This is a genomic window from Treponema sp., assembly GCF_017430385.1.
Lineage (GTDB): Bacteria > Spirochaetota > Spirochaetia > Treponematales > Treponemataceae > Treponema_D.
In genome coordinates this window covers 1-17065 of record NZ_JAFRNB010000092.1, presented here as the reverse complement: position 1 = coordinate 17065, position 17065 = coordinate 1, and the positions used below count along the sequence as shown (strand labels likewise).

Here is a 17065-nt window from a genome sequence, read left to right as displayed (position 1 = left end):
GGACTACGAAAACGAATATTCATACCTCTACCAGCTCACCAAAAAGACCGACCTGACCGCCGACCGCACGGGAAACTTAGTAACGCTCCGTGTCACCGACGGCGGCTGGAAAATGGACATGCTGCTTTCTCTGGATAAGTAAATTTACGCGCGGGATAGTAGTGGCGCGAAGCGTTCCCGGAGCCTGCTCCGGGAATGGAGTGCGGCCAGCACGGAACCACGGATAGCCCGTTGCAAGTTGATTCGCGCAAAAAATAATCATATCTTTCCTTAAAATCTTACAAGACTTCAGGACTTGAAATTAGGGTATTTCGTGTTATACTCTAGGTTTAATAGGAAAAAAGAAATATGAGAAATACCCCCCCTATCGTATAGTAAACAGGCGTAGCGTTTCAATTTTTACTTTCATTTTTTTCATTCTTATTTCTATCTGCTCCTGCGCTGATGTAAATTCCCCAGACGGCAACTACTCAAATGGACAGGAAAACTCCACCGCAATTAATGATTCTTCCTCAACCGGAGAAAATGTCCCGCAAAAAGTCCGCCTGAAAGTTGAGTTTTCAGAGACTCAAAGCCGCACAGTTCTTCCAAACATAAATTTTTCAAGTTTTACGCTGAAAGGCAGGTACGGTCCAAATGGAGCAGAAGTCACTCTGGCTCAAACTGACACAAAAGTACAAATGTGTGCCCAGACAATCGAAGTTCTGAGCGGAACATGGACTTTCACAATGATTGCAGAAATCGCAGACATGAAATCGGTTGTAAACGGAGTAAAACAATTTTCAGAAACCAAAACACTTAATATCGAGCATGCAACCGGCTCAATTTCATTCGATTTAAAGCCTGTCACAGCTGACGGCACGGAAATTGAAAAAGGCGGAATTGATATTACAATCGCACTTGCGGAAGGCGCCAAAACTCCCGGCGAAGCAAAAGCCAGCTTGATAAAGAGTGGAGCAACAGATCCTGTCGCGTCAAAGTCATTTTCAGCCCTTGCCGCAGGAAGCTCAATCAATTTTGCTGTCACAGACCTCGAAGAAGGAACTTACAATGTTGAGATTGATTTCTTTACGACAGACGGAACAAATTCTGTCAGGCAAAACAGCTGGAAGGCCTATGCCCGAATTTCCAGAGGCTTAAAATCAATTTGTACAGTGAGCAATTTCAACCTGAATGAAGTTTATTCCATTGAATATAAAAATATCGTAATTCCTGACGACATAACTGACGGAACAGTTTTACCGGCAAAGTATTCACGCTTCAGTACCGTTCCGATTCCTGCGTGTGACAGAGTAAACGAATTCTTCCTGGGCTGGTACAGAAGCGAAGATTTCTCAGGCGAAAAGGTGACGGAAGCAATTGCACCGAATTCGCAGACCGGGGATTTAAAACTCTACGCATGGTTCGTAAAGCCTGAAATCTATGTAAAAAATGGCGGTCTTTCAACAAACAACGGTCTCACCGAAGCTACGGCAGTTTCGAGCATCTCTGATGCGGCCGGCGTAATTGATTATTTGTACGGCGTAAAATCCCAGAAATATCCATACACGATAAAAATTTGCGGCGCGGTTTCCGGCTTGCAGTCAATAATCGATACGGCTTTTTCTTCTTCTAAAGTTGAATCAATCACAATTGAAGGAAATACCGGCAATACAGCAGATTCGCTCAGCGGCTCAGGTTCGACAGGCTCAGTTCTTACAATAAATTCAGAAATTCCTGTTACAGTCAAAAACCTCACAATCACAGGCGGCTCCGCAGAAAACGGCGGCGGGGTCAACATCACAAAAGGCACTCTTTCTCTGGCGTCCGGTGCAAAAATTACAGGAAACTCTGCAAGCGAAAAAGGCGGCGGGATTTATCTTGCAGGCGAAGATTCTGTCTTAAAAGTAAGCGGAACACCATTCGTCAGCGGGAACACAATAACGGGCACAACAACTGCCTCAAATGTTTATCTTCCAGACGAAAAAACAATCACTGTTACAGGCGCGCTTTTTGAAGGGACTTCAAGGGCAAAAATCGGAGTCACCACGGAAACGACCCCAGAAATCGGCTCTTCCATACCATTTACAAGCAATTACGGATATAAAACAGGTGGATTTAATGCGGGAAAAGTCCCGGGCTATTATTTTACGGGCGACGTTTCAGGAATCAGCTATGACCTGACAAGCGGTGAAGGAATACTCACATTGAGCGGCGGAAAAATTGACACAGAATCTTTTTACGGCGACATAAGTTTTTCTGCCGACAAAACATGGATAAAGCCGTCGGATTCAAGCAAAACAATCACTTTCACGGCAAAAGAAACTGTGGGCAATGAAACAAAGGCAATTACAATCGGAAGCGGAGAAGATGAAATCAACTGTACATATAAGCTCTTCTGCCACTCTGAAGTTGTTCCAACAAACAAATATACAGCATCAGGCGCAACAGTCACTCTGGGTGATTCACTGCCGGAAGAAAAGTACATCGTAAATGTAAGGGGTGTTTACAAGGGCACAACTTACAGCGCGGCATTTGAGGTTGAGCTTAATAAAATCCGTCCGGGCTTCGTGCTTGTTCCGGCTGGTGGCTACACCCGCTCAACTGCCGGTAATAAAAACTCAACAAGTGCTACAAACACATGGAATATCAATATTACAAAAGACTTATATGTATGCGACCACGAAGTAACTCAAAAAGAATGGTATGACCTCATGGGCGTAACGCAGGCAGAAATGACCACAACTGATAAAGGACGCGGAGACAACTACCCTGTCTACTATGTGAACTGGTATGGAGCAGTTTTGTACTGCAACAAACTTAGCCAGAAAGACGGCCTACAACAAGTCTACAGTATTTCATCATATAACGGTTATTCAAGCATTCCTATTAATGACCGCGACCTTCCTAACAACAGTCCATGGCTTAGTATTTCAGCAGACTTTTCTAAAAACGGCTACCGCCTGCCAACTGAAGCTGAATGGGAATACGCAGCTTTAGGCGACTATAAAGATAATGCCAACTGGTTTGGTAATAATGCAGTATTTTCTGGTTATAACGGAAGCAACAGCCTTGGTGACTACGCATGGTATAGCAGCAATTCCGGAAGCAAGACTCACGAAGTAAAAGGAAAACTTCCCAACAGCTACGGACTTTATGATATGAGCGGAAATGTAATGGAGCTGTGCTGGGATTTTTATGATAAAACTGCCTATACTATAGTCAAAAACTGTAACGATCCGGTAGTTTACAAAGCCAATGGTTACAGTTATGTAGCACGGGGCGGAAGCTTCTCTAGCTCAAGTTGTTCGGTTAGTGACCGACTTGATAATTATAATAGGACAAACTATCCTGACTATCGGACTACATCTATGGGATTCCGCGTCGTCCGTAATGCGCGTTAATTAAGGAGAGATTCAAATGAAAAAGTTTTTATTATATATTTTTGCCTGTATAGCACTTGTTTTTGCATCTTGTACAAATATCACCTCAGACAACGACGGAATAGAGAAAAAATCTAATTTTGCGAAAATTTCAGGCTTTGTTTCAGCAGGAGGAGCATTTCCGGAAGAATATGCCGATTTTTTGAACGCCGCATTAACTGCCTCCCCTTCCCGCTCAGCTTTTCCTTCCATTTCCGGCGCAGAATTCATTTACAGCATAGAAGCCGTGAATGTAGCCGACAGTACCGACAGGCATGCGGCCGTAATAGCAGACGACAAAAAATCTTATACAATCATTATTCCAAGTGAGCAGGCAAAGACTTACAAACTGAAAGCAGGCGTAAAATTATCTGCGACAGGTCCTGACATTTTAAGCGATGAGAGCGACGAATTTGAAATTTCCCCGGAAAACATGATTGTCGCAAAGAACATTACTCTAAAATTCAGCAATTCACCGACAGACAAGGGAAATATCAGCCTAAAAGTCACAGTTCCTGATAGCATTCTTTCGGCATCTATGAAATACGGCACAACAACAATGCAGGGAACAAAAAGTGGCAGTGAATTCACCTTTTCAAAAACAAATCTTGCACCCGGTACATATCAGGCGACTTTTAATTTTTACTCAAAGGCCAGCCAGCAGGGTGAACTTCTTTATTCATTTGAAGAAACTGTAAATGTCTACGGGAACATGACCACAAACACATGGTTTCAGAACGGAAATTCTCCATGGCTGAAAACAATAAAAACAGAAGATTCCATAACTACAACATGTGAAATCACAAAAATTATGGAAACCGACTTTAAGCAGACAAAAATCTATGTTGATACCACGGCTTCTTCCTCAGAAGAAAACGGAACATCAATAAATCCATGTAAAACATTTTCTGCAGCCCTTGCAAAACTTACCGACTCTACGCGGGATTACACAATTCTGGTGAGAGGAAATATTACCGGCAATCTGGAGATTTCCGGCACACCCGCTGCAAAATCAATCACAATCCGCGGTGCAAACGGCCTTGATGCAAGCGGAGAACCACAGGACAGTCTTGACGGAAATCAGACAGGAACAGTCCTTAAAATCAGCACGCAGGTTCCTGTCATTCTTCAAAACATCGAAATAAAAAACGGAAAAACGCCCCAGAAAGGTAACGGAATTTTCAACAGCGGAAAGCTTACCCTTTTAAGCGGAACTTTCATCAGGAACAATAAAAGTGTCGGAACAGGAGGCGGAATTTACAATCAGGGTGAAGTATACATGCTCGGCGGCATTATTTCTGATAATGATGCAGATACGGGAGGTGGAATTTATAATGCCGATGTCGGAAAGCTTGAGATAAAAGGCGGTGAAATTTCTGGCAATAATTCCAGTGACGGGGCCGGACTTTATTTGACAAATAATTCTGGTAAAACAGGCTATACACAGATTTCCGGCGGAAAAATCAGTGGCAATTCAGTTGAAAATAAGGGGGCCGCCATTTATGTAGATACTGATTCAGTCTTAAAAATGAAAGGCGACTTCTACATTCCATACGACAACGAAAAGAAAAATGATGTTTATGTTGCTTCAACTTCTTCGATTAAAATCAGCGGAAAACTTACTCCGCCAACAGAATGTTCAGACGAAATTATGGCAACATTAACCCTTAAAAGCGACCTGTACAGTTCAACAGCGGCAGTTATTTCATTAGACACTTCTCCAAGTCCTGCCACAACCCTTGAAGAAGAATATTATAAGTTTAAAATAGCGGCATATAACAGTAGTAACTATGGATTGAACAAAGAGGGTGAGCCAAAAACAATAATCGGCACAAAGGCAAAGGCAAATGCTGTTGGAGACATCGTGTTTAAAGACGGTAGTGCCATTTCAAAAAATGAAACACTTACAAATGAGCAAAAAAATAGCTCAATTGCGGTCATTTTTTATAAGGGAACTGGACTGAATAATGGGGATGACATTACAACGGTAAGAACATTGGGAGTTGGTGTTGTATATGACACCAGCAAGGGGTACCTGTGGTGTAAAAGAGAAGCCAGTGCTTATTATCAAGAAATTCCGAATATATTGTGGGCTACTGATTCATACAGGAATGATACGCATTACAGTAATGTAGATTACAATGGAAGCGATAATTTTCAAGAAATTGCAAAGCTTTGTAGTGATACAAATACAGCAGGTAATTATCCCGCATTTGAATATGCTCAAAACTATAAAAATGCGCTGGGAACTCGCTTGTCAGGAAGTTCACTTTTTGAAACCGGCTGGTTTGTTCCAACGGTTGGCGAGCTATGGGAATACATGATAGTTTACCAAAATACTGTAAGATCATTAATAAGTAAATGCGGAGGAAACAACCCTACCGTTAGCGATAAAACATGCTTTTGGACATCAAATTCTAGAGGTGCACAACTTTCCCGTGGCTTAAAATTCTGGGATTCTTTTCATAATCATAGAGACTCAGGCGACTCACAATATGATCCATACTATGTTCTGGTAATCCATGAATTCTAAAATCATGCCACTTTATCTTCTGTCAGCCTCTAAAAACCGCTTGCCGTAGTTTTTAGAGGCTTTCATTGTTTATAGATGAGCTTTATTTTTCTGCGCTCTGATTTTCTTCTGATTCAACACCCCAGCGAAGATAAATATTTGCCAGGATTGCGCCTGAAATATTATGCCAGACAGAGAAAACGGCTCCCGGAACTGTTGCCATTGCAAGACCTGGGAAGGCAGTTGCCGCGAGGCTTGTCGCAAGACCTGAGTTCTGCATACCGATTTCGACAGAGAGGGCCTTTGTTTTTGCTGCGTTGAGGCGCAAAATCTTTCCGAGACCGAAACCGCATCCGTAGCCCAAAAGATTGTGCAAAATTACAACAACGAATACAAGTGCGCCGGTTGAAAGGATTTTTGCCGAGTTATGGGCAACAACTGTCATTACAATCATACAAATCGCGATAACTGACACAAGCGGCAGGATTTTTACGAGCTTCTGTGTGAACTTTCCGAAAAGCTTGTTGATGATGAAGCCCAGTCCAATCGGCACGATTACGACTTTTACGATTGAAAGGAACATGGCGAGAACATTTACATGTACTGTGGTTTTAAGCAAAAGGTAAGTGATTGCCGGTGTAAGAATCGGGGCGAGCAATGTATTTACGCTTGTCATTCCGACAGAAAGAGCGACATCACCCTTTGAAAGATATGTGATTACATTGCTGCTTGTTCCGCCAGGACAGGTTCCGACAAGGACAACGCCTGCCATGAGAGCCGCATCAAGGCCGAAAATTTTGCTCAAGAGGAAAGCAAGAGACGGCATGATGATGAACTGAGCGGCACAACCGATAAAAATATCTTTTGGCCGGGTAAAGACGAGCTTGAAGTCTTCGAGACGGAGGGTTAAGCCCATTCCGAACATAACGACCATCAAAAGATAGTTGACCCAGCTCACAGAAATCCAGAGGCCTGTTTTGGGTACGAACAATGACAATGCGGCGAGCACAAGAACGATTACCGCCATCATTTTTCCGACAAAGTTGCTGATTTTTTCAAGAACATTCATTTTGTTACCTCGTGATTGTTTTTATATATAGTAACATTTTAGTGACTTGTACTTTTTGTTTCAATATTTTATTTTGCGCGAATCAACTGTCTCCGGGTGTTGCGTGGTTCGGTAACCCTCATTCCTTCGCTTCGCTCGTCGCGCTGCTTCGGAACGGCTTCGCCGCCACTTCACCCCCGCGCGTGAATTCTGTTAAAATGAAGGCATGAATATTCTTCGAGAAGGGCTTTTGAAGCTCGGATTTGATAAGGACAATTTTTCTGGGATTCCAGTTCTCCCGATTGATGAGCTTGAAGCCAAAATGGAAAAATACATTGCCATTTTGCAGGAATACAACGCAAAATTCGATTTGATTAACGCTGATGAGCACGACGAAATTGCAGTAAAGCACATTCTGGACAGCCTTTCAGGGCTTCCAAAGATTTGCGAGATTCTTTCACGAGCTAGCGATGCTGATTCGCTTTCACTTGCGGATATTGGAAGCGGGGCGGGCTTGCCTGGCATTCCTCTTTCGGCAGCCCTTCCACAGTATAAATTCACTCTGATTGAGCGAATGACCAAACGATGCGCTTTTTTGAATCATTGTGCGGCTGAGCTTGAGCTTAAAAACGTCACTGTTGAAGAAAATCAGGCGGAGCGTTTGGAGCAAAAACGGTTTGATTTGTGTGTTTTCCGTGCTTTCCGACCGCTGGAGAAAAAAATGGCAAAAGTGCTGCTTCGTATTTTAAAAGACGGCGGGTGTTTGGCGGCTTACAAGGCAAAAAAAGCAAATATAATAGAAGAAATGGAAGGGCTTCCACAAAAGCCAAAATATGAAGTTTTTCAGCTCGTTGTTCCTTTCCTCACGGAAAATGCCGGCGAGGAAGAGGAGCGCGAGCGTAATTTAGTTGTTATTGAGCGTTAGGGATAGTAGTGGCAGCCCGCAAGGGCTGTTCCGTAGCGAAGCGAAGAGCGAAGCGAAGAAATGAAGCCGAAAGGCGGAACCCGCAAGAATGGCAAAGCCATTCTTGTAACGAGTTTGCAAGCAAACTCGCGATAGCCCGACCGCTGCTTGTCAGCGGTAACGCCATTGGTTGTCGGCGTTATTTGAACGCCATGCGTTTTCGGCGTTACTTTACGCTCTACTGAACCAGACCTTGAATCACCAAATCAATGCTTGCCTTGACTTCGGACACATCACTTTTGTTGATTACGGCGATTTCAAAGATTGCGCTTTCAACCAGAGAATAGAGCATTGTGTTTACAGTTTTGACAGGAAGTTTACGGAATTCACCGCGCTTCTGCCCCTGAATGATAATCATGCTCAAAAGGTGCTTGATTCGGATTACACGGCGGTTTACCCGTTCTTCGGCATTCACCCCGGTTTTCTGCAGGTTAATCAGATAAATCAAAAGGACATTGAACAGAGGACGGTTCTGCTCGCAAATGTCAATAATCCAGTACATAATCCGACGGAGACATTCTTCAGCGCTCAAAGTTTTGTCGGCAAGGATTTCCATAAGTTTTACTTCAAGTTCGCCTGTCATCTGCTTGATGCTCCAGGTGAAGATTTCTTTTTTGTTCTTGAAGTAGATGTAGAGCGTGGTACGAGTGATTCCACAGGCATCAGCAATCTTTTGGAAGGTCACATCATCGTAACCTTCGCGCGTGAACAACTCCAGTGATTTTTCGAGAATCTCATGTTTGCGTTTGTCGTGTTCGACGATGATTGCCATTATCTTCTGCCCCGGTTAGAGTTAAACTTGCTGCGATTTGGCTTTCTGTTCCAGTCGCCTCTTTCGCCACCTTTACCCTCGGAACGGCCTTTCTTTTCTTTTTCTGTGCCGTTGTACATGTAGAAAGTGGTGTCAAGATTGCCGGCTTTGAGGTCTTTGAGCGTGCTTGCGTAGTGCGCGATACATTCCTGGAAATGTTTGTTTGATGTGATTACGCCGATTTCCCAGTTCGGGAAGTCTGTGAAGAGCGAAGACATTTCGCGGTAAAGCTGTTTTGCCTGCTCCTCTTCGCCCAGTCGTTCACCGTAAGGCGGGTTGCAGATAATGAGACCTGATTCGTAAGGTGCGTGAAGGTCTTTGAAATCCGAGACATCAAAATCCGGGCGTTCGATTCGGGCATCGCTTCCAATCATCTGGAGGGCGCGGCCTGCCATAACACATGCGTGCTCGGCGTTTGTTCTTGCGCGCTGGACAGCACCTGGATCGATGTCCGTGCCTGTGATTCGACATTCAACATCAGTGCGGATTTTTTCGGCTTCGGCACATTTGATTTCGTGTGCACGGTTTGCGTTAAAAATAGGAAGATTTTCAAGCGCGAACCTGCGGCCAAAGCCAGGGGCTACATTGTGCGCGTAAAGACATGCTTCGATTGGCAAAGTGCCTGAACCGCAGAACGGGTCGTGGAGCGGAGTTTTTCGCCTCCAGAGCATGAGCTGGAGCATGACGGATGCCGTTGTTTCACGCAATGGTGCAACTCCGCCGTCTGTGCGGTAGCCGCGTTTGTGAAGAGGGAGACCGCTCAAATCCAAGCAAATCTGAGCCTCGTCTTCAGTGATGAAAACGCGGATGTCACTTTCTTCGCCTGATTCTGGAAGGCTCGACATGTGCCAGACATCGCCGAGTTTTTTGTAAATTGCCTTCTGAACAATTCCCTGAACTGCATGTTCTGAATTCAATCGAGATTTGTAAGTGCGAACTTTATCAACAGTTACTTTTGAATCTTTTTTGAGGAAATCCTGCCATGAAACTGAGTAAACGCCGTCAAAAAGCTGGTCAAAATCTTCTGCGTGGTAGCGGGCCATTTCAAGATAAACACGGTCGGCCGTGCGGAGACAGAGATTGCTGCGGAAAAGCGCGTCGTCATCACCTGTAAAAAAAACGCGTCCAGGAGCATTGCCTGCGAGCTTATAACCAAGGAGCTTGATTTCGTTTCCTAAGATTTTTTCTGCGCCAACAGCGCATAGTGCTACGAGTGTATTCATAAGCACAGTCTACACTAAAATGACATTTTTGTCAAAAGTGTCATGCAAAACAGATTTTTCACTCTTTTCTCGTTTTCCACATCCTGCGGAGGATTGCTTATGCTGTCTCATATTGTGGTTAAATTTATTTATCTGTGCTAAAATATTGGTGAGAGGTGAAATATGATTTATCCTTTTATGACTTTACCTGATGATACGGAAATTACTCATACAGAAATGCGCGAAGACGGTACAGTAAAGGTGTATATTGAGACTCCTGATGAAAAAGACGGTTTTCATAATGTCGAATGCATTCTCCCGCAAAAAAAATGGGAGAAAATCAACGGGTATTCAGAAAAAGAGATGAACTATTACAAAGAACTCATAGATTCCACAGCTCATCTGATTCTTGAATTTTCACAAACTGGAGGAATTTTAAATGCCTCAAATTTTTAAGGTCGGCTCATACTGGATATATTTTTGGTCAAATGAAAATGAACCTGTGGAACCTGTCCATGTCCATGTTGCGGAAGGACGCCCTGTTGCAAATGCAACAAAGATTTGGATTACAAAAGATGGTAAATGCAGCCTCTGTAACAATAATTCTAAAATTCCACAGCGAGTTTTAAACAGCATAATGAGACTTATTGAGTCTCGAAGCTTTGAAATAATTTCTGAATGGCAAGAACGATTTAAGCAGGTTTCTTTCTATTGTTAGAACAGCTTGAACCTGTAAGAAAAGCACAAGTCGAAATATCTTGCCCCTGCCCCGCCGTCGGCTTCATTTGATTTTTTGTAATTGGATTCCGAGCTTTTCTTTTCATAATCATCACCGCGGAGAACCCGCATATAAAAATAATTTGCGTTCAAGCAAATTGAATGTCTGTCATTAATTTTATATTCCGCACCAAGCTTCCACTTGAATGCCCCGAAAAATCCTGTCGTAAGATCTGCGTAATCAATTTCTTTTATTAGATGTGAATCATAGGAAACCGCATACACATAAGGCGCGAAGAAAAATCCTGTATTAAAAATCAATGTGTTTGAATATGGAGCCAAAAAAGAAAAATCGGTTCCAAGCCAAAGACAAGTGAACTCTCTTTTGTAGGAAATCACATCTTGTCCAGCAAAGCTATAGATAGTTTGATGCGCGGTATCATTATAAGGATACAATCCACCGCCCGTTTTTGATTTCCCATACCATGCGGTGCCACCGTTTGCGGTGAATTTAATAATCTGCCGTTCAAAAGCAATTGCAGGTTCTATGCTGAAATATTCCATGATAGGAAATTTATATCCGCCCTTAACTCCGAAAGAAATATCATAATCAAGATAGTTGTCGCTTTCAGAATAATTAGTTTTAACTGTATTTCCTCCGCCTGCCACCGTTTTTTCGATATTCTGCCAGTCCGAATCTATCATCAAGCCCGTTTTTCGCGGGATTCCGAATTTTACGCCTGTTTCTATAAAAAATTGATTCCAGCCGCCCTGAACATTCAAGCCACAATACCACTCAGGCTTGATTTCCCAGTTCAGTTCACTCAATTTGTCATAAGAAAATTTTGATTTTTTTGAAAAAACATACTCATTCACCTGCCCCCACTTCATGCCGAAAAGCGGCTCCACGGAAAGCGAAAAATCCTCAAGATTAACAGCAAATGCTGAAAACGAGAAAAATGCGATTGCAAGTGAAAGAATGAGTTTTTTCATCATAGAAATTTATTTTAATACAGATTCATACTTATTACGAGAATTTAAGAAATTTTTTATTCTCCGAGAGGGTCAACTCCGAAAATATTGGCAAGCTGCTTGCGGGTGGCATCCATGTCCTTTGGGTATGGAGCTGTGAATGTGACTTCCTCGCCAGTTTTTGGATGCTTGACCATGAGCTTGTATGCGTGAAGTGCGAGGCGGCTCAAAAGCGGGCGTTCTGCCTTTTCGTCACCGTTCCAGCGTTTTTTGATTTCGGAAAGGAGAACTGGGTGCTGATTGCCAGAATAGAGCGGGTCACAGACGATTGAGATTCCAAGTGACTGCAAGTGAGCACGAATCTGATGCGTTCGGCCTGTGTGCGGACGTGCTTCAACCCAGGAATATGGGCCACAGTTCCCGATGTTTTTGAAATCAGTGATTGCTACTTTTCCGTATTTTTGATTCAAGACTGTGCGGTGGCGTGCGTCTCCATCGACGAGCAATTTTGAATCAACTTTCTTGGTTTCCCACATCGGATGTCCGAGAACAAGTGCGTGATAAATCTTTGTGACTTCGCGTTTTTCAAACTGCATTGAAAGATTTTTGTGAGCTTCTGGATTTTTTGCATAAATTACGCAGCCGGAAGTGTCTTTGTCGATTCGGTGGACAGCAAACAATTTGCCGAATTCTTTTTCGGCTTCTACATCAAGGCGCGGCGCATCCTCGTCATAGCGGTCAGCGGCAATCAAAAGCCCGCTTCGCTTGTTGAGAACAACAATGTCATCATCATTATAAATTACTGTGTAGTCTGGTGTTATTTTCATTTCTCTTCAATTATATCAGAAAATACAGAAAAAGTCAGTGGTGAGTGTAAAAGTCACAGGCAGGGGCTCCGCATTATAAAATGTTTGCTGCTAAAAATGGCTTCCAATTTGCCCATTTTCTGCCTTTTTGTTACAATCTGCGCATGCCTTTTTATGCGTTTTTGATTGTCTGTCCAATGCTTTTTCTGGCGGGTTTTGTTGATTCTATTGCGGGGGGCGGCGGATTAATTTCACTTCCGGCTTATCTTTTTGCCGGGCTTCCGATTCATACGGCTATTGCGACAAATAAATTTTCTTCAACATGCGGAACGGCTCTTGCGACAGCCAGATTTATCAAGGAAAAGCTCGTTGTTGTTCGCCTCGCGATTCCTTCGATTTTCTGCGGATTTTTGGGTTCTTCGATTGGTGCAAAACTTTCGCTTCTGGTGTCGGAAGGTGTGTTGAAATCTCTGCTTCTGGTAGTTCTTCCGATTGCAGCTTTTTGTGTTCTGAACAAGAGGATTTTTAAAGCGGGTGAAAATGCTGAATTGAAATGCGACACTAAAACATTTGCCGTCGTCATGATTTCAGCTCTTTTAATCGGTGTTTATGACGGTCTTTACGGGCCTGGAACTGGAACTTTTTTGATTATCGCTTTCACAGTTTTTGCAAGAATGCCAATCCGAAGTGCGAATGCTCACACAAAAGTGATTAATCTTTCGACGAATGTTGCCGCTCTGGTAGTTTTTTTGCTTCACGGACAAGTTTTGATTCCGCTTGGGATTGCGGCGGCTCTAAGCAATATGCTTGGAAATTATTTCGGCTCAGCTCTTGTGATGACGAAAGGCCCTAAAATAGTAAAGCCTCTCATCATCATTGTTTTAATTCTTCTTCTTGTGAAGATTATTGCTGGCTTTTAGCGGCAAGTTTTGCCTCACGCTTTTTCATAAGATTTGCGACGATAACTGTACAAGAAGCATCGCCTGTGATGTTGAGCGTTGTTCGTCCCATGTCGAAGATTCGGTCAACGCCAGCAACAAGTGCGATTCCATCAACCGGGAGACCAACCGAAGTAAGAACCATTGCGAGCATGACCATTCCGGCTCCAGGAACACCGGCCGTACCGATTGAAGCGAGTGTTGCGGTAAGAACGATTGAAACCATCTGGCCTGCAGTCAAATCAATTCCGTAGCAGGCCGCGATGAATACAGCACAGACACCCTGATAGATTGCAGTTCCGTCCATGTTGATTGTAGCTCCGAGCGGCAAAACGAATGAAGAAATTTCTTTTGGAACACCGAGTTTTTTCGTACATTCCATGTTGAGCGGCAAAGTTCCGACTGATGACGCGCTTGAGAATGCGAAAGTGATTGCAGGAGCCATTTCCTTGTAGAATTTGAGCGGTGAGATTGCACCGAAAGTTCTGACCGTGAAAGAATAGACAATCAGCATGTGAAGAATGTAGCAGATATAAGCGACGAGAAGGACTTTTGCAAGAGAGCCGATTACAGCAGCACCGTTCGCAGCGATTACAGGTGTAAGAAGACAGAAAACGCCGATTGGAGAAAGCTTAAGAATCATATCCATACACTTCATAAAGATTTCGTTCCAGCGGTTGATTGTCGTGATAGCGCCCTCAGCTTTTTCACCAAGCAAGATGACAGCAAAACCGATAAGAATTGCCATTACGATAACCTGTAGCATGTTTGCGCTTGAAATCGGAACGATGAAGTTTGAAGGGAAGATGTTTACGAGCGTATCGAGCGCGGTTGTTGATTTTGGCGGAGTGTAAGTAAGGCTTGCCGTTGAGAGAGCAGGGAACGAGCCTTTGAAGATTGAAGCCACAACAAGACCGACTGTGACAGCGACTGCCGTGGTACAGAAATAGTAAACCAAAGTCGAGCCGCCGATTGCACCGAGTTTTTTCAAATCTTTCATTGAGACGATGCCGGCCATGATTGAGAACAAAACGATTGGGCCGACGATGAATTTGACGAGGTTCAGGAAAATTGTTCCGAACGGTTTGATGTAACTTGTTGCGACATCAGGCACTTTCTGCATGAGAAGACCTGTTATCACTGCAAGAACAAGGGCGATGAAAATCTGAGTTGCCAGAGAGATTTTCTTAGTTTTTTTACTTTCTTCCATAAATTGGACTCCTTTTTTAAAATAAAAGGTCGCAAGAAAAAATTCCTGCGACCTCATTGTCAGTAGTTTTTTATTTTATATCGTGAATAAAAAAGTTGTCAAGAAAATTATTTTAAATTTATTCCAGAATCCCGATTTCTTTAAGCCACGGAAGCAATTTTTCGTCATTCCAGTGAGTTTCTTCCATTATATTGCTATTTTCCTTCATGCCAAAACCGTGCCCGCCTTTCGGATAGCTCACAAAAAGATGCGGAATATTTTTTGCAGCCAGAGCCTTGTCGAGCCGCACAGAATTTTCGTAGATAACAACCGGGTCGTCCTCACAAGCAAGAATGAAGGTTGGCGGCATGTCGTCGGGAACATTCAGCTCCATCGAAAACTCGTCTTTAAGACTCTGAGAATAAGCATGTCCCCAGAAATTGAGCAGGCTCCAGCCCTTCGTAGCGTTTGGTTCTTTCCACTGATGACCAAGCAAGCTCCGCCGGCTCCATTTGTGCCCGATATCGTCCTGCATCGAAACCACAGGATAAATCGGCATCACAAAATCCGGCCTCACACTTTCCGAAGTCTCGATTCCAAGCTTTGGAAGTTCATTGTGAGTTGAAGCAAATTCTCCAGCCATAGTCACAAGATGCCCGCCCGCACTGTAGCCAATCGCCCCGATTTTATTCTTGTCGATGTTGAATTCCCTGGCATGCTCACGGATATAAACAATCGCCATCTGCAAATCTTCAAGCTGGTCAGGATAATGATGGCAGTTGTAAGCCACTCGGTAACGCAAAACAAAAGCCGCAATCCCATGCAAAGAAAACCACCGAGCCGAAGCAAAGCCCTCATGCGGCATCCCAAGATGATGATAACTCCCGCCCGGACAAATAATTATAGCCGGTAGGGCACAACAAGTTTCGGACTGACTGTCACTCTGAGCTAGACCGCTTGCGTTGTTGCGGCCGCATTCGGATTGAGTGTCATTGCCGTGCCTGGACACAGCAATCTCTTCCTTCGGCGGAACATAATACAATATCGTATCGCGCTTCTGAGTCTCCATTTTTGGCACACCGTCCCAGAGAAAGATTTTCTGCGTGTAGTCTTTGGAGAAAATCGGGATATTCATAAAAAGAAAAATGTAAAATGCGAAGGAAATCTTGAAAAAAGCATGTTTTGCGAAAATTTGCATAAAGCCAAGTATATCAAAAATGAAGGAAATTGTCCTAAAAAAGCAGGCGCGCCAGGCTATGGAGTGGTGGCGAAGCCAGCGACCGCAGCGAAGCGAGGACGCCGCGCGTTAGCAAGCCACGGAACAGCCGACCCTCCGGGTGGCGCCATAAAAAAACAGAGTGGAAAATTCAAATTATCATGCTATAATAATTGCCATGAAGAAGAATTTTTTAACGAAAAAGACTTTTAGTTCGCTTTTTGCCGCTACATTTCTGACCATTCCTCTTTTGATTTTACAAGGCTGCGGCGGAGATGCTTCGGGTGAAAATACATCAGTTTCCACGAGTTCACCTGTTTATCAGGATTTAACTCCAGGGGAAAACATCACGATTAAAGGCAGGAATTTCAGCAAAACATCGTTCGCAACCGTAATCCCCCAAAATTCTTCTGTAACAATACCTTCTGAAAAATTTCCTAGAATCGGCAATGTCTTTATCTGGGACAGAACGGTCACTTTGAACAGCTATGAAATTTCAAAATACGAAGTGACTCAGAAATTATACGAATATGTAATGGGAAGCATTCCGCATGACGACAGCGCGACCCGATATGGAAACGACAATCACAAACCACCCGTCAAACGGGTGGTTTGAACACAGCCTATAAGGCTCGGTTCCCAAGCTGAGACTTAAGTCCCGGCTTTCACTGACGTTCAAGTCTATTGCAGGTTGACCCGTCGCAGCCCCTGAAGGGGCATTTGTACTACTTACTACCCTTGAAAGGGTCTTCGTATTCCTTCGTTGTGAGTTTGTCCATCGCTATATCGTGTGACTCTTGCTCAGCGATATATTTTCGGATTGTAGCCTCGTTGAATCCTACCGTACTCACATAATATCCCTCACTCCAGAAGTGCCTGTTTCCGAATTTGTATTTCAGATTCGCATGCTTATCGAATATCATCAAGCTGCTCTTCCCTTTCAGATACCCCATGAATTGCGACACACTGTACTTCGGTGGTATACTTACGAGCATATGAATGTGATCCGGCATAAGATGACCTTCGATTATCTCAATCCCCTTGTAATTACAGAGTTGTCTTAGTATCTTGCCGATACTTTCCTTGTACTGCCCGTATATTGCCTTACGGCGATATTTCGGTTGGTATCGTCAGATACAAGAATACTATATGATATTTACAGAGCCACTTGGTATGGCTCAGCGTATCTCTGATATTTGCCATTTGCTTTCCTCCTTGGCGTTACGCAATAGACTTGAACAACCTATTGTACACCTTCGAGGAAAGTTTTTTTTGCTATAAGCCTTTGC

The 17065-nt window shown here is 43.6% G+C and carries 14 protein-coding genes and 1 pseudogene; 7 read left to right on the top strand and 8 right to left on the bottom strand.

Annotated elements, in window-relative coordinates:
- The first annotated feature begins 680 nt into the window (after window positions 1-680).
- Window positions 681-3383 (top strand): formylglycine-generating enzyme family protein, encoded by a 2703-nt coding sequence (locus tag IJJ71_RS06390; RefSeq protein WP_296846000.1) that lies wholly within the window; start codon window positions 681-683, stop codon window positions 3381-3383.
- A 16-nt stretch (window positions 3384-3399) separates the two neighbouring features.
- Entirely contained in the window at window positions 3400-5934 is a 2535-nt protein-coding gene (locus IJJ71_RS06385; RefSeq protein ID WP_296845999.1) for a right-handed parallel beta-helix repeat-containing protein, read from the top strand.
- A gap of 82 nt (window positions 5935-6016) precedes the next feature.
- Here the strand turns inward: IJJ71_RS06385 and IJJ71_RS06380 are convergent, their stop codons facing one another.
- On the bottom strand, window positions 6017-6982 hold the full coding sequence (locus tag IJJ71_RS06380) for a bile acid:sodium symporter family protein (RefSeq protein ID WP_296845998.1): 966 nt from the start codon (window positions 6980-6982) through the stop codon (window positions 6017-6019).
- Window positions 6983-7187: 205 nt separating this feature from the next.
- On the opposite strand from IJJ71_RS06380, the gene rsmG reads away from it, so the two are divergent.
- Window positions 7188-7886, top strand: coding sequence for a 16S rRNA (guanine(527)-N(7))-methyltransferase RsmG (gene rsmG / locus IJJ71_RS06375; RefSeq protein ID WP_296845997.1), 699 nt, complete (start codon window positions 7188-7190; stop codon window positions 7884-7886).
- 217 nt (window positions 7887-8103) lie between these two features.
- Here the strand turns inward: rsmG and IJJ71_RS06370 are convergent, their stop codons facing one another.
- Window positions 8104-8697: a TetR/AcrR family transcriptional regulator gene (locus tag IJJ71_RS06370; RefSeq protein ID WP_296845996.1), complete on the bottom strand. Its 594-nt coding sequence runs from the start codon at window positions 8695-8697 to the stop codon at window positions 8104-8106.
- Window positions 8697-9959: a THUMP domain-containing class I SAM-dependent RNA methyltransferase gene (locus IJJ71_RS06365; protein WP_296845995.1), complete on the bottom strand. Its 1263-nt coding sequence runs from the start codon at window positions 9957-9959 to the stop codon at window positions 8697-8699. Before IJJ71_RS06365 ends, IJJ71_RS06370 begins: the two co-directional genes overlap by 1 nt.
- 162 nt (window positions 9960-10121) lie before the next feature.
- Here IJJ71_RS06365 and IJJ71_RS06360 point away from each other — a divergent pair, with 162 nt between their 5' ends.
- Together IJJ71_RS06360 and IJJ71_RS06355 are read left to right on the top strand one after the other, a co-directional pair.
- A complete protein-coding gene (locus tag IJJ71_RS06360; protein ID WP_296845994.1) occupies window positions 10122-10394 on the top strand; it encodes a hypothetical protein in 273 nt (90 codons plus the stop codon).
- The gene (locus tag IJJ71_RS06355) at window positions 10378-10656 is read left to right on the top strand and encodes a DUF4160 domain-containing protein (RefSeq protein ID WP_296845993.1); all 279 of its coding nucleotides are present in this window, start codon (window positions 10378-10380) and stop codon (window positions 10654-10656) included. The genes IJJ71_RS06360 and IJJ71_RS06355 overlap by 17 nt, the downstream gene beginning before the upstream one ends.
- On the opposite strand, the gene IJJ71_RS06350 is transcribed toward IJJ71_RS06355, so the two are convergent.
- Window positions 10653-11651, bottom strand: a complete 999-nt coding sequence (locus IJJ71_RS06350) for an omptin family outer membrane protease (protein WP_296845992.1) — start codon at window positions 11649-11651, stop codon at window positions 10653-10655. The two genes, IJJ71_RS06355 and IJJ71_RS06350, sit on opposite strands and share 4 nt — an antisense overlap.
- Window positions 11652-11704: 53 nt before the next feature.
- The gene (locus IJJ71_RS06345) at window positions 11705-12454 is read right to left on the bottom strand and encodes an RluA family pseudouridine synthase (RefSeq protein WP_296845991.1); all 750 of its coding nucleotides are present in this window, start codon (window positions 12452-12454) and stop codon (window positions 11705-11707) included.
- A 143-nt stretch (window positions 12455-12597) separates the two neighbouring features.
- Here IJJ71_RS06345 and IJJ71_RS06340 point away from each other — a divergent pair, with 143 nt between their 5' ends.
- Entirely contained in the window at window positions 12598-13353 is a 756-nt protein-coding gene (locus IJJ71_RS06340) for a sulfite exporter TauE/SafE family protein (RefSeq protein WP_296845990.1), read from the top strand.
- Here IJJ71_RS06340 and IJJ71_RS06335 read toward each other — a convergent pair.
- A complete protein-coding gene (locus tag IJJ71_RS06335) occupies window positions 13337-14581 on the bottom strand; it encodes a dicarboxylate/amino acid:cation symporter (protein ID WP_296845989.1) in 1245 nt (414 codons plus the stop codon). The two genes, IJJ71_RS06340 and IJJ71_RS06335, sit on opposite strands and share 17 nt — an antisense overlap.
- Before the next feature lie 118 nt (window positions 14582-14699).
- The gene (locus IJJ71_RS06330) at window positions 14700-15758 is read right to left on the bottom strand and encodes an alpha/beta hydrolase (RefSeq protein ID WP_296845988.1); all 1059 of its coding nucleotides are present in this window, start codon (window positions 15756-15758) and stop codon (window positions 14700-14702) included.
- 196 nt (window positions 15759-15954) lie between these two features.
- Here IJJ71_RS06330 and IJJ71_RS06325 point away from each other — a divergent pair, with 196 nt between their 5' ends.
- Entirely contained in the window at window positions 15955-16392 is a 438-nt protein-coding gene (locus tag IJJ71_RS06325; protein WP_296845987.1) for a hypothetical protein, read from the top strand.
- A 109-nt stretch (window positions 16393-16501) separates the two neighbouring features.
- Here the strand turns inward: IJJ71_RS06325 and tnpA are convergent.
- Window positions 16502-16979: pseudogene (tnpA, locus tag IJJ71_RS06320) on the bottom strand (IS200/IS605 family transposase).
- Between the last annotated feature and the right edge of the window lie 86 nt (window positions 16980-17065).

What these genes read in the sequence shown, in the direction of transcription:
- IJJ71_RS06365 (WP_296845995.1), bottom strand. Translation starts at nt 9,959, where the DNA reads ATGAATACACTCGTAGCACTATGCGCTGTTGGCGCAGAAAAAATCTTA.
- IJJ71_RS06340 (WP_296845990.1), top strand. Translation starts at nt 12,598, where the DNA reads ATGCCTTTTTATGCGTTTTTGATTGTCTGTCCAATGCTTTTTCTGGCG.
- IJJ71_RS06330 (WP_296845988.1), bottom strand. Translation starts at nt 15,758, where the DNA reads ATGCAAATTTTCGCAAAACATGCTTTTTTCAAGATTTCCTTCGCATTT.
- IJJ71_RS06390 (WP_296846000.1), top strand. Translation starts at nt 681, where the DNA reads ATGTGTGCCCAGACAATCGAAGTTCTGAGCGGAACATGGACTTTCACA.
- IJJ71_RS06370 (WP_296845996.1), bottom strand. Translation starts at nt 8,697, where the DNA reads ATGGCAATCATCGTCGAACACGACAAACGCAAACATGAGATTCTCGAA.
- IJJ71_RS06385 (WP_296845999.1), top strand. Translation starts at nt 3,400, where the DNA reads ATGAAAAAGTTTTTATTATATATTTTTGCCTGTATAGCACTTGTTTTT.
- IJJ71_RS06335 (WP_296845989.1), bottom strand. Translation starts at nt 14,581, where the DNA reads ATGGAAGAAAGTAAAAAAACTAAGAAAATCTCTCTGGCAACTCAGATT.
- IJJ71_RS06355 (WP_296845993.1), top strand. Translation starts at nt 10,378, where the DNA reads ATGCCTCAAATTTTTAAGGTCGGCTCATACTGGATATATTTTTGGTCA.
- rsmG (WP_296845997.1), top strand. Translation starts at nt 7,188, where the DNA reads ATGAATATTCTTCGAGAAGGGCTTTTGAAGCTCGGATTTGATAAGGAC.
- IJJ71_RS06345 (WP_296845991.1), bottom strand. Translation starts at nt 12,454, where the DNA reads ATGAAAATAACACCAGACTACACAGTAATTTATAATGATGATGACATT.
- IJJ71_RS06350 (WP_296845992.1), bottom strand. Translation starts at nt 11,651, where the DNA reads ATGATGAAAAAACTCATTCTTTCACTTGCAATCGCATTTTTCTCGTTT.
- IJJ71_RS06325 (WP_296845987.1), top strand. Translation starts at nt 15,955, where the DNA reads ATGAAGAAGAATTTTTTAACGAAAAAGACTTTTAGTTCGCTTTTTGCC.
- IJJ71_RS06380 (WP_296845998.1), bottom strand. Translation starts at nt 6,982, where the DNA reads ATGAATGTTCTTGAAAAAATCAGCAACTTTGTCGGAAAAATGATGGCG.
- IJJ71_RS06360 (WP_296845994.1), top strand. Translation starts at nt 10,122, where the DNA reads ATGATTTATCCTTTTATGACTTTACCTGATGATACGGAAATTACTCAT.